Origin of the sequence: Pseudomonas reactans, assembly GCF_013385825.1 — a bacterium.
In the GTDB taxonomy this organism is placed as follows: Bacteria; Pseudomonadota; Gammaproteobacteria; order Pseudomonadales; family Pseudomonadaceae; genus Aquipseudomonas; species Aquipseudomonas reactans.
In genome coordinates this window covers 1-12,059 of record NZ_JACAPG010000021.1, presented here as the reverse complement: position 1 = coordinate 12,059, position 12,059 = coordinate 1, and the positions used below count along the sequence as shown (strand labels likewise).

General features: G+C 59.0%; 14 protein-coding genes and 1 tRNA gene. 2 read left to right on the top strand and 13 right to left on the bottom strand.

Features of this window, described 5'->3' with window-relative positions:
* Positions 1–2: 2 nt before the first annotated feature.
* The 6 genes from iscA to trmJ all read right to left on the bottom strand — a co-directional run bounded on the left by iscA (position 3) and on the right by trmJ (position 4,443).
* The gene (gene iscA, locus HX868_RS24730; protein ID WP_003175963.1) at positions 3–326 is read right to left on the bottom strand and encodes an iron-sulfur cluster assembly protein IscA; all 324 of its coding nucleotides are present in this window, start codon (positions 324–326) and stop codon (positions 3–5) included.
* A gap of 28 nt (positions 327–354) precedes the next feature.
* Positions 355–741: a Fe-S cluster assembly scaffold IscU gene (iscU, locus tag HX868_RS24725; protein ID WP_010207899.1), complete on the bottom strand. Its 387-nt coding sequence runs from the start codon at positions 739–741 to the stop codon at positions 355–357.
* Between the two features lie 99 nt (positions 742–840).
* Positions 841–2,055, bottom strand: a complete 1,215-nt coding sequence (locus tag HX868_RS24720) for an IscS subfamily cysteine desulfurase (protein WP_016977663.1) — start codon at positions 2,053–2,055, stop codon at positions 841–843.
* Between the two features lie 50 nt (positions 2,056–2,105).
* The gene (iscR, locus tag HX868_RS24715) at positions 2,106–2,597 is read right to left on the bottom strand and encodes a Fe-S cluster assembly transcriptional regulator IscR (protein WP_003194020.1); all 492 of its coding nucleotides are present in this window, start codon (positions 2,595–2,597) and stop codon (positions 2,106–2,108) included.
* A gap of 287 nt (positions 2,598–2,884) precedes the next feature.
* Positions 2,885–3,670, bottom strand: a complete 786-nt coding sequence (cysE, locus tag HX868_RS24710; protein WP_016977662.1) for a serine O-acetyltransferase — start codon at positions 3,668–3,670, stop codon at positions 2,885–2,887.
* A gap of 2 nt (positions 3,671–3,672) precedes the next feature.
* Complete coding sequence (trmJ, locus tag HX868_RS24705; protein ID WP_016977661.1) at positions 3,673–4,443, bottom strand: tRNA (cytosine(32)/uridine(32)-2'-O)-methyltransferase TrmJ; 771 nt, start codon at positions 4,441–4,443, stop codon at positions 3,673–3,675.
* Between the two features lie 145 nt (positions 4,444–4,588).
* Here trmJ and suhB point away from each other — a divergent pair, with 145 nt between their 5' ends.
* A complete protein-coding gene (gene suhB, locus HX868_RS24700) occupies positions 4,589–5,404 on the top strand; it encodes a type III secretion system regulator SuhB (RefSeq protein ID WP_003175971.1) in 816 nt (271 codons plus the stop codon).
* A gap of 57 nt (positions 5,405–5,461) precedes the next feature.
* On the opposite strand, the gene HX868_RS24695 is transcribed toward suhB, so the two are convergent.
* From HX868_RS24695 to queA, 6 genes are all read right to left on the bottom strand, one after another.
* Positions 5,462–6,004 carry a glycine zipper 2TM domain-containing protein gene (locus HX868_RS24695; protein WP_010207894.1) on the bottom strand — a complete coding sequence of 181 codons (543 nt, stop codon included), beginning with the start codon at positions 6,002–6,004 and terminating at the stop codon, positions 5,462–5,464.
* Between the two features lie 123 nt (positions 6,005–6,127).
* On the bottom strand, positions 6,128–7,042 hold the full coding sequence (gene secF / locus HX868_RS24690; RefSeq protein WP_095013459.1) for a protein translocase subunit SecF: 915 nt from the start codon (positions 7,040–7,042) through the stop codon (positions 6,128–6,130).
* Between the two features lie 9 nt (positions 7,043–7,051).
* Positions 7,052–8,920: a protein translocase subunit SecD gene (gene secD / locus HX868_RS24685; RefSeq protein ID WP_177004680.1), complete on the bottom strand. Its 1,869-nt coding sequence runs from the start codon at positions 8,918–8,920 to the stop codon at positions 7,052–7,054.
* A gap of 62 nt (positions 8,921–8,982) precedes the next feature.
* Complete coding sequence (gene yajC, locus HX868_RS24680) at positions 8,983–9,321, bottom strand: preprotein translocase subunit YajC (RefSeq protein WP_003175975.1); 339 nt, start codon at positions 9,319–9,321, stop codon at positions 8,983–8,985.
* Positions 9,322–9,364: 43 nt separating this feature from the next.
* A complete protein-coding gene (tgt, locus tag HX868_RS24675) occupies positions 9,365–10,480 on the bottom strand; it encodes a tRNA guanosine(34) transglycosylase Tgt (protein WP_003175976.1) in 1,116 nt (371 codons plus the stop codon).
* A gap of 5 nt (positions 10,481–10,485) precedes the next feature.
* On the bottom strand, positions 10,486–11,535 hold the full coding sequence (gene queA / locus HX868_RS24670; protein WP_177004679.1) for a tRNA preQ1(34) S-adenosylmethionine ribosyltransferase-isomerase QueA: 1,050 nt from the start codon (positions 11,533–11,535) through the stop codon (positions 10,486–10,488).
* Between the two features lie 108 nt (positions 11,536–11,643).
* Between queA and HX868_RS24665 the strand changes: the two genes are divergently transcribed.
* A tRNA-Leu gene (locus HX868_RS24665) sits at positions 11,644–11,728 on the top strand.
* A 133-nt stretch (positions 11,729–11,861) separates the two neighbouring features.
* Here the strand turns inward: HX868_RS24665 and HX868_RS30600 are convergent.
* A partial coding sequence (locus HX868_RS30600) for a hypothetical protein (RefSeq protein ID WP_218168802.1) occupies positions 11,862–12,059 on the bottom strand: 198 nt, incomplete at its 5' end.

Sequence of the window (12,059 nt, the reverse complement as noted above, 5' to 3'; positions counted from 1 at the left end):
CCTCAGATGTTGAAGCTTTCGCCGCAGCCACATTCACCGCGTACGTTGGGGTTGTTGAACTTGAAGCCTTCGTTCAACCCTTCCTTGACGAAATCGAGCTCGGTGCCGTCCAGGTAGGTCAGGCTCTTAGGGTCGATGATCACTTTTTCGCCGTGACTTTCGAACACCTGGTCTTCCGCAACCACCTCGTCGACAAACTCCAGCACGTAGGCAAGGCCGGAACAGCCTGTGGTGCGAACACCCAGACGAATCCCCTCACCTTTACCGCGCCCATTCAGGGAGCGGCGAATGTGCTGCGCAGCCGCTTCTGTCATGCTGATAGCCATCGTTGACTCCTTACTCGTCGCCAAATGCTTAGATCAAGCCTTTCTTCTGCTTGTAGTCACGAACGGCCGCCTTGATAGCGTCTTCCGCGAGTACCGAGCAGTGGATTTTCACTGGCGGCAGGGCCAGTTCTTCGGCCAGCTGGGTGTTGCTGATGGTGACAGCCTCATCCAGGGTCTTGCCTTTCATCCATTCAGTCGCCAGCGAGCTGGAGGCAATGGCCGAACCGCAGCCGTAGGTCTTGAACTTGGCGTCTTCGATAACGCCGTTGTCGTTGACCTTGATCTGCAGGCGCATGACATCGCCGCACGCCGGGGCGCCGACCATGCCGGTGCCGACATCTGGGTCTTCCGCGTCCATCTTGCCGACGTTACGCGGGTTTTCGTAGTGGTCGATGACCTTTTCGCTGTAAGCCATGGTACTGAATCCTCACTCATCAGGGCCGCTCTGGAACCCTGTAGAAACGCCTGCGTTTTCCGCCACGTTCCTACAGAGCTGGGGTGGCGGCTTCTATAGTTAGTGTGCCGCCCACTCGATCTTGGAAATGTCGACGCCGTCTTTGTACATGTCCCATAGCGGCGACAGAACACGCAGCTTGTTGACGGCTTCGCAGACTTTTTGCGCGGCGTAGTCGACTTGTTCTTCGGTGGTGAAGCGGCCGAACGTAAAGCGGATCGAGCTATGCGCCAGTTCGTCGTTGCGGCCCAGGGCGCGCAGTACGTACGAAGGCTCAAGGGACGCCGAGGTGCAGGCCGAACCAGACGAAACCGCCAGGTCCTTGAGCGCCATGATCAGCGACTCGCCTTCAACGTAGTTGAAGCTCAAATTCAGGTTGTGCGGTACACGGGCGGTCATGCTGCCGTTGATGTACAGCTCTTCAAGGCCTTCAACCTGCTTGTAGAAGCGGTCGCTGAGGGCCTTGATACGAATGTTTTCGGCAGCCATGTCTTCCTTGGCCACACGGAAGGCTTCGCCCATGCCGACGATCTGGTGGGTGGCCAGGGTGCCCGAACGCATGCCGCGCTCGTGACCGCCGCCGTGCATGGTGGCTTCGATGCGCACACGTGGCTTGCGGCTCACGTAGAGGGCGCCGATGCCTTTAGGGCCGTAGGTCTTGTGGGCAGAGAACGACATCAGGTCGACTTTCAGCTTCGACAGGTCGATATCGACCTTGCCGGTGGACTGAGCGGCGTCGACGTGCAGCAGAATGCCCTTCGAGCGAGTCAGTTCGCCGATGGCCGCGATGTCGTTGATGGTGCCGATTTCGTTGTTCACGTGGATCACGGAAACCAGGATTGTGTCTTCACGCAGGGCCGCTTCGATCATGGCCGGAGTGACGATACCGTCGGTGGTTGGCTCGAGGTAGGTGACCTCGAAACCTTCACGCTCCAGTTGGCGCATGGTGTCGAGGACAGCCTTGTGCTCAATCTTGGTGGTGATCAGGTGCTTGCCTTTGGTCGCGTAGAAATGCGCCGCACCCTTGATTGCCAGGTTGTCGGACTCGGTGGCACCGGAGGTCCAGACGATTTCGCGTGGGTCGGCGTTGACCAGGTCAGCGACTTGGCGACGAGCGTTCTCGACCGCTTCCTCGGCTTTCCAGCCGAATACGTGGGAACGGGACGCCGGGTTGCCGAAGTTTCCGTCAACCAGCAGGCATTCGCTCATCTTTTGCGCGACACGCGGATCAACCGGGGTGGTCGCTGAGTAATCAAGGTAAATCGGCAATTTCATGGACTTTCTCCTAAATCAGGCTGGCTGGCGTGCCGTTAGCTCTTCGGCTGTCACTCGACGGCGGACGCTTCGATCTTGTCCAGACGCGGCGCCTTGGTGTTGCAACGGCGCTGGTCCTGACGCTGGGCTACTTCTTGCACCTCACGGCGAGTCACAAGATCAGCCAAGCTGATACCACTCAAAAACTCATGGATCTGCAGGCTCAGGTCACACCACAAGTGGTGTGTCAGGCAGGTGTCGCCGGCGTGGCAGTCACCCAGGCCCTGGCATTTGGTGGCGTCGACGGATTCGTTGACCGCGTCGATCACCTGAGCCACTTGGATACCCTGCATATCGCGGGACAACTGATAGCCGCCACCCGGCCCGCGCACACTGGAAACCAGGTTGCTACGGCGCAGCTTGGCGAACAGTTGCTCGAGATAGGACAGGGAAATGCCTTGGCGCTCGGAGATATCGGCCAGGGACACCGGCCCAGTTTGCGCGTGCAAAGCCAGGTCGAGCATGGCAGTCACCGCGTATCGGCCTTTTGTAGTCAGTCTCATGGACAAGTACCAAGGTGTTTCAGAATGGGGGCAAGTATGCGATTCCCGAGTATTTAAGTCAACTATAAGACCTAGTACTTTAGTCAGGATTACCCGTAAAAAGGGCGCGCGAATCATAGCAGGATGGGGTGGAGACGAACAGCAGGAACCGGGCCAAGGCCCGACCTCAAGACCAATGGAGATCAAATGTGGGAGCTGGCTTGCCTGCGATAGCATTCTGCCAGGCAGCCTATGGGTTGCTGAGCCACCGCTATCGCAGGCAAGCCAGCGCCCACAGAAGACCGTATTCAGCCAGCCTTGGTAGTGGCGGCCTCGTCCTTGATCTCGGCGAAGTCTTCTTCGCGCAGCTCAGGCAGATCTTTCGCACAGTAGGGGCTGCCCAAGTCCTTCAACGCGCCGCACATGCCGTCCAGCTTGCCATCGACTGCCTGCAGGTGATCCAACAACTGGCCAATGGCTCGCGCCACCGGGTCGGGCATGTCTTCGCTCACACCATAGGCATCGAAGCCAATCTTCTCGGCCATGGCCTTGCGCTTGGCTTCCTGCTCGTCGCCGACGTCCGGCTTGACGATGATTCGCCCAGGAATACCCACAACGGTTGCACCCGGCGGCACAGCCTTGGTCACCACCGCATTGGAGCCGACCTTGGCGCCCGCGCCGACAGTGAACGGGCCGAGCACCTTCGCGCCCGCCCCTACCACCACACCATCACCCAAAGTTGGGTGGCGCTTGCCCTTGTTCCAACTGGTGCCGCCAAGCGTCACGCCCTGGTAAAGGGTCACGTCATCGCCGATCTCGGCAGTCTCGCCAATCACGATGCCCATGCCATGATCGATGAAGAAGCGGCGGCCGACCTTGGCACCTGGATGAATCTCGATCCCGGTCAGCCAGCGCCCGAAGTTCGACACCAACCGCGCCAGCCATTTCCAGCCCATGCCCCACAAGGCGCCGGACAGGCGATGGATCCAGATGGCGTGCATGCCTGGGTAGCAGGTCAGCACTTCAAAGGCGTTGCGCGCCGCCGGGTCACGGTGGAAAACACTCTGGATATCTTCTCGCAAACGCTCGAACATTTTTAATCCTTCCGCTTAAGAAGCTCGCCACGGGCCGCTTTTTGGGTTTCCGTGAGGATGCCACGCAATATATTCATTTCTGCCCGGCTGACCGAGCTACGTCCGTAAAGGCGACGCAGGCGTGCCATCAAGTGCCGTGGTTTTTCCGGATCGAGGAATTCGATGGCCACCAGGGTTTGCTCCAGGTGCTCATAGAATCGCTCCAGCTCGTCCATGGTGGCCAACTCGCCACTTTTGGTCGACGCGACCTCTTCCTTCTCTACCTTGCTCGGCTGACCCGCAGCGGCCAGCCAAGCCATGCGCACTTCGTAGGTCAACACCTGCACCGCCGCCCCGAGATTCAGCGAGCTGAACTCAGGGTCCGATGGGATGTGCACGTGATAATGACATCGCTGCAGCTCTTCATTAGTCAGGCCGGAATCTTCACGACCAAAGACCAAGGCGATTTCAGCGCCACCAGCGGCCTCCTCGACAACTTTGGTACCGCATTCACGCGGATCCAGCAGCGGCCAAGGGATGCGACGGTCGCGAGCGCTGGTGCCAAGCACCAGGTTGCAGCCGACCAAGGCGTCTTCCAAGGTGGCGACGACCTGGGCTTTTTCAAGAAGGTCATTGGCGCCAGATGCACGGGCATCGGCCTCGTGGTGCGGGAACACGCGCGGGTCGACCAGCACCAGGCGCGTCAGCCCCATGTTTTTCATGGCTCGCGCCACCCCACCGATATTGCCGGGATGACTGGTATTGACCAAGACGACACGAATGTTTTGCAGCAAGGGAGGCGCTCTCGGACACGGGAAAGGGGAGCAAATCTTACAGAACAGCCTAAGGTTATGCCATGAAAGCTAACGTCGTCCTTCACCTGAAGAAAGTTTCTGCTAGAATGCTCGGCTTTCTTTAACAACCTTAGGTGACACATCCATGCAGCCCATGCTGAATATCGCGCTGCGCGCCGCCCGCAGCGCCAGTGAATTGATCTTCCGCTCCATCGAGCGCCTGGATACCATCAAGGTCGACGAAAAAGACGCCAAGGATTATGTATCCGAGGTGGATCGCGCCGCCGAACAGAAAATCATCGACGCCCTGCGCAAGGCCTACCCTACCCACGGCATCCTCGGCGAAGAAACCGGCTTGCACAAAGGCAGCGGTGAAGGCGAAGACTACTTGTGGATCATCGACCCACTGGATGGCACCACCAACTTCCTGCGCGGCATCCCGCACTTTGCCGTGAGCATCGCGTGCAAATACCGTGGTCGCCTGGAACACGCCGTCGTACTCGACCCGGTTCGCCAGGAAGAATTCACCGCCAGCCGTGGCCGTGGCGCCCAGCTGAATGGTCGTCGCCTGCGTGTCAGCGGTCGTACCAGCCTGGACGGCGCCCTGCTGGGTACCGGCTTCCCGTTCCGTGATGACCAGATGGACAACCTGGAAAACTACCTGGGCATGTTCCGCGCCCTCGTTGGCCAGACCGCTGGCATTCGTCGCGCCGGCGCAGCGAGCCTGGACCTGGCCTATGTGGCTGCTGGTCGTTTCGATGCGTTCTGGGAGTCGGGCCTCTCCGAGTGGGACATGGCTGCAGGTGCCTTGTTGATCCAGGAAGCGGGCGGCTTGGTGAGCGACTTCACTGGCGGTCATGATTTCCTTGAGAAAGGCCACGTGGTTGCCGGCAACACCAAATGCTTCAAGGCAGTATTGACGGCGATCCAGCCGCACCTGCCGGCTTCGCTGAAGCGTTAAGCTAGCGAGCACAAAAAAGCACCCCTCGGGGTGCTTTTTTTATGCCTGTAGAACCGGTTACTGCTGGTTCTGACCCAGGATCAGACGACCCTCCTTGTCGACTGGAATCTGGCTGCCTGGGTCGCGCTCCATACGCACGGAACCTTCCTTGCCATCCAGGTTGTAACGTACGTCGTACCCGACCACCTTGTCGCTGATGTCGTTGACGGTGTTACAACGGGTTTGCGTGGTGGTGTAGGTATCGCGGTTCTGCATGCCTTCCTGAACCTTGTTACCGGCGTAACCGCCACCCACCGCGCCGGCTACAGTCGCCAGCTTCTTGCCATTACCACCACCGATCTGGTTGCCCAGCAAACCACCCGCCAGGGCGCCTACGACCGTACCGGCGATTTGATGCTGATCCTGCACCGGACGCTGCCGGGTCACGGTGACGTCCTTGCAGACCTCACGGGGAGTTTTTATCTGGGTTTTAACCGGCTGCACCGCCAGCACTTGCGCATACTCAGGGCCGCTTTTTACCAGGCTGTAGGTGGCAACAGCACCCCCGGCAGTCACACCGACAGCACCCAATACCGCACCAACCAGCAACGACTTGTTCACGTGAACCTCCTGACCATCACAAGCGGACCGAAACGTCCGCGCTATACCCAGCCTTGGAGCAAAAAAAAAGGCGCGAGTTCAATACTCGCGCCTTTCTTGTATCAGCGGATCAACAAACGCCCATCAAGGGCGGTCGTCAACCTCCTTGCCAGTGCTGGCCGGAGGGATCAGGTCTTCACTGCTGAGGTTCAGCCAGATCAGTACCACGTTGGCGATGTAGATCGACGAGTAGGTGCCCGCCAGAACGCCGATGAACAGCGCAAGGGAGAAGCCCCACAGGTTGTCGCCACCGAAGATCATCAACGCAGCGATAGCCAGCAAGGTGGAGATCGACGTCGCCATGGTCCGCAGCAGGGTCTGGGTGGTGGAGATGTTGATGTTCTCGATCAGCGACGCTTTGCGCAGCACTCGGAAGTTCTCACGAACCCGGTCGAATACCACGATGGTGTCGTTGAGGGAGTAACCAATGATCGCCAGTACAGCGGCCAGCACGGTCAGGTCGAAGGTAATCTGGAAGTACGCCAGGATACCCACTGTGACGATCACGTCGTGGATCAGCGACACAATGGCGCCGACACCGAACTTCCACTGAAAGCGGAACGCCAGGTAGATCATGATACCGACCAGCGCCATCAGCATGCCGAGGCCGCCCTGGTCGCGCAGCTCTTCGCCGACCTGCGGGCCCACGAACTCGACGCGCTTGACCGACGCCGGGTTGTCGCCGCCGACCTTCTGCAAGGCCTCGGCTACCTGGTGACCCAGTTGCGGGTCTTCGCCAGGCATACGCACCAGCAGGTCGGTGGTGGCACCAAAGCTCTGCACGATGGCTTCGTGATAGCCGGCCTTGACCAGCTCACCACGCACCAGAGTGACATCGGCCGGCTTCTCGTAGGTCAGCTCGATAAGCGTACCGCCGGTGAAGTCCAGACCGTAGTTCAGGCCCTTATGGAACCAGCTGAACAACGCCAGAACGGTAAGGAGCACAGTGACGCCGAACGCAATGTTGCGAACGCCCATGAAGTTGATTGTACGTAACATGGCAGCCCCTTAAATCCACAACTTCTTGAAGTCACGCCCGCCATAGATCAGGTTGACCATTGCGCGGGTCACCATGATGGCCGTGAACATCGAGGTAAAGATACCGAGGGACATGGTCACCGCAAAACCTTTGACCGGGCCGGTGCCCATGGCGAAGAGAATCCCGCCAACCAGCAATGTGGTCAGGTTGGAGTCGAGAATCGCGGTAAATGCCCGGCCGAAGCCTTCGTTGATTGCACGCTGTACGGTCATGCCATTGGCGATCTCTTCACGAATCCGCGAGAAGATCAGTACGTTGGCGTCTACCGCCATACCCATGGTGAGTACGATACCGGCGATACCTGGCAAGGTCAGCGTAGCGCCCAGCAGCGACATCAGGGCCAGCAGCATGACCATGTTGCCCGCCAGGGCCACAGTGGCGATAACACCGAAGAAGCGGTAGATGGCGATGATGAACAGGGACACGAACAGCATGCCCCACAAGGCTGCGTCGACACCTTTGGTGATGTTGTCGGCACCCAGGCTCGGGCCAATGGTACGTTCTTCAGCGAAGTACATCGGGGCAGCCAGGCCACCGGCACGCAACAGCAGCGCCAGTTCCGAGGATTCGCCCTGGCCGTTCAAGCCAGTGATACGGAATTGAGCACCCAGTGGCGACTGGATGGTCGCCAGGCTGATGATCTTCTTCTCTTCCTTGAAGGTCTGAACCGGCACGTCTTTCTCGACGCCGTTGACGATCTGCTTGGTATAGGTGGTCACCGGGCGTTGCTCGATGAAGATCACCGCCATGCTGCGACCGACGTTGCTGCGCGTGGCGCGGCTCATCAGTTCGCCGCCATGGCCATCCAGACGGATGTTCACTTCAGGGGTGCCGTGCTCGCCAAAACCAGCCTTGGCGTCAGTCACCTGGTCACCGGTGATGATCAAGCCACGCTCGATCAACGCAGGGGGACGGTTGCCTTCGCGGAATTCGAACTCTTCGGCAGTGGCGCGAGTAGCACCCGGCTCAGCCGCGAGGCGGAATTCCAGGTTGGCGGTTTTACCCAGGATACGCTTGGCTTCAGCGGTGTCCTGTACGCCTGGCAGTTCAACCACGATGCGGTTGGCACCCTGGCGCTGAACGATCGGCTCGGCCACACCCAGTTCGTTGACGCGGTTACGTACCGTGGTCAAGTTCTGCTTGATGGAGTATTCGCGGATTTCCGCCAGCTTGGCTGGGGTCATCGCCAGACGCAGTACAGGTTGACCGTTGAGGTCGGCCGGTACGATGTCGAAATCGTTGAAGTTCTTGCGGATCAGTGCACGGGCCTGTTCGCGGGAAGCTTCATCAGAGAAGCCCAGCTGGATGGCGCCGTTGAGCTGCGGCAGGCTGCGATAACGCAGGCGCTCTTTACGCAGCAGGCTCTTCACGTCGCCTTCGTAGACCTTCAGGCGAGCGTCGAGGGCTTTGTCCATGTCGACTTCCAGCAGGAAGTGCACACCACCGGACAAGTCCAGGCCCAGCTTCATAGGGTGCGCGCCAATCTTGCGCAGCCAGGTTGGCGTGGTCTGTGCCAGGTTGAGCGCGACAACATAGTCGTCACCCATGGCCTTGCGCACGACATCTTTGGCCGGCAATTGGTCTTCTGCCTTGGTCAGGCGCAGCAAGCCGCCCTTCGCATCAGCCGCCAACGTTGCCGCCTTGACCTGGATACCCGCGTCAACGAGCGCTTTGCTCGCGCGTTCCAGATCGGCCTGATTGACCTGCAGCGAAGTGCTGGCGCCAGTGATCTGGATCGCCGGGTCATCAGGATAGAGATTGGGAGCGGAATAAATAAAACCGATCGCCAGCACCGCCAGGATCAGTACGTATTTCCACAGAGGGTATTTGTTCAGCATCACGCCGCCCGCTTATAACGCGGGGCGCCTTGCGCGCCCCGTCGATTGGTAAAGGTTGTTACTCAGATCGCTTTGAGCGTGCCTTTTGGCAGCGTGGCGGCGATGGCGCCCTTCTGGAACTTCATTTCTACGGTGTCGGAAACTTCCAGAACCACGAAAGCATCGGAAACTTTGGTGATCTTGCCGGCGATGCCGCCAGTGGTAACAACTTCGTCACCTTTCTGCAGGCTGCCCAGCAGGTTTTTCTGCTCTTTGGCGCGCTTGGCCTGTGGACGCCAGATCATCAGGTAGAAGATGACCAGGAAGCCGACCAGGAAAATCCACTCGAAACCACCACCCATAGGGCCGGCAGCAGCAGGCGCAGCGGCATCAGCCATGGCGTTAGAGATAAAAAAGCTCATTTAGCACTCCAGTTGCAAATAGTGAATCTTAGGGTCGGAAAACTCAGTCCAAGGGCGGCACAGGGAGCCCGCGCTTGGCATAGAAGGCATCGACGAAGGCGGCCAATGTACCCTGTTGAATAGCCTCGCGCAAACCAGCCATCAGGACTTGGTAGTGACGCAAATTGTGGATGGTATTCAACATGCTACCCAGCATTTCCCCACACTTGTCCAGATGGTGCAGATAAGCACGGGAGAAGTTCTGGCAGGTGTAGCAATCACAGGTGGGATCCAGCGGCGAATCATCATGGCGATGGAACGCGTTACGGATCTTCAGCACGCCTGTATCGATGAACAGATGCCCATTGCGGGCATTACGGGTTGGCATCACGCAATCGAACATGTCCACACCGCGGCGCACACCCTCTACGAGATCTTCCGGTTTGCCAACGCCCATAAGGTAACGAGGTTTGTCAGCCGGCATCAGGCCCGGCAGGTAATCCAGCACCTTGATCATCTCGTGCTTGGGCTCGCCCACCGACAAACCGCCGATGGCCAGGCCGTCAAAGCCGATCTTGTCCAAGCCTTCGAGCGAGCGCTTGCGCAGGCTTTCGTGCATGCCGCCCTGGACGATACCGAACAGCGCTGCGGTGTTGTCACCGTGGGCATTCTTCGAACGCTGAGCCCAACGCAGGGACAACTCCATGGAAATTCGTGCGACGTCTTCGTCAGCCGGGTACGGCGTGCACTCGTCGAAAATCATCACGATGTCGGAACCCAGGTCGCGCTGCACCTGCATCGACTCTTCCGGGCCCATGAACACCTTGGAACCGTCCACCGGCGAGGCGAAGGTCACGCCCTCTTCCTTGATCTTGCGCATGGCGCCCAGGCTGAACACCTGGAAGCCACCCGAGTCGGTCAGGATCGGGCCTTGCCACTTCATGAAGTCATGCAGATCGCCGTGCTTCTTGATCACTTCCGTGCCCGGGCGCAGCCACAGGTGGAAGGTGTTGCCGAGGATGATCTCGGCGCCGGTGGCGACGATGTCACGCGGCAGCATGCCTTTGACGGTGCCGTAGGTGCCGACCGGCATGAAAGCCGGGGTCTCGACGGTGCCGCGCGGAAAGGTCAGGCGACCGCGTCGGGCCTTGCCGTCAGTGGCAAGCAGTTCAAACGACATACGACTCATAAGGTTCCCTCTGGGCCGCGTGGCGCCGGGTTACGGGTGATAAACATCGCATCACCGTAGCTGAAAAAACGGTACTCGTTGGCGATGGCGGCTTGATAAGCGGCCATGGTTTCCGGGTAACCGGCAAATGCCGAAACCAGCATCAACAGCGTGGATTCGGGCAGATGGAAGTTGGTCACCAGGCAATCGACCACATGGAATGGCCGGCCTGGGAAGATAAAGATATCGGTGTCGCCGCTGAACGGCTTGAGCACGCCATCACGGGCCGCGCTTTCCAACGAGCGCACACTGGTGGTGCCCACTGCGACTACGCGTCCGCCACGCGCCTTGCACGCCGCGACAGCGTCCACCACTTCCTGGCTGACCTCCAACCACTCGCTGTGCATATGGTGGTCTTCGATGTTATCCACACGCACCGGCTGAAACGTACCGGCCCCCACGTGCAGGGTCACATAGGCAGTCTCGACGCCCTTGGCGGCAATCGCGTCCAGCAGGGGCTGGTCAAAATGCAGGCCCGCAGTCGGCGCGGCAACGGCACCAAGACGCTGGGAGTACACCGTCTGATAGCGCTCGCGGTCCGAATCTTCGTCGGGGCGATCTATATAGGGCGGCAGCGGCATATGGCCGACGCGCTCCAGCAGCGGCAATACCTCTTCGGCAAACTTGAGTTCGAACAGCGCATCATGACGCGCCACCATCTCGGCTTCGCCATCGCCATCGATCAGGATGGAGGAACCCGGTTTCGGCGACTTACTCGAGCGCACATGGGCCAGTACGCGATGACTGTCCAGTACTCGCTCAACCAGAATTTCCAGCTTGCCACCAGACGCTTTCTGGCCAAACAGCCGCGCCGGAATCACCCGGGTGTTGTTGAACACCATCAGATCGCCAGGGCGCAAATGCTCAAGCAAATCAGTGAATTGACGGTGTGCGAGGACGCCACTCACCCCGTCCAGGGTTAGCAGTCGACTGGCGCGACGCTCGGCCAAAGGGTGGCGAGCGATCAGCGAATCAGGGAGTTCAAAAGTAAAGTCAGCAACGCGCATGATGGAGTTCGTCTAGCAGGGCCGGGAAGTCTAGCGGAATTAGTCAAAATTGACCATGAAAGGTGATTGACCAACGGTAATCTCATCTCTATACTTCGCCGCCATTGAGCCCTGATGGCGGAATTGGTAGACGCGGCGGATTCAAAATCCGTTTTCGAAAGGAGTGGGAGTTCGAGTCTCCCTCGGGGCACCATCTTAAAAAAAGACCTTGAAATTCAAGGTCTTTTTTTTTCGCCTGTAGAAAAGTGCATCACCTGCAAAGTTGTTCTTTTGTGAGCGGTGCAGCACTCCACCCCTCCTCTCCAGGCGCGTTCTGACACGTCCTATCAGCGCGATGCCTGCCTACCATTCATCGCATGCCCATGAGCCTCTAGCAGCCACCAGGGAGCGCACAGCGCGTCGAACGTGTTTTGACGCCGCACTGCCGGGAACGCAGGAAAAACCCAGACTAATGCAAGATTGAAAGCACCCGATGAAATGGCCACGCCTAGTACGTTAGGAATTTTCGACCGCCCAAAACAAAA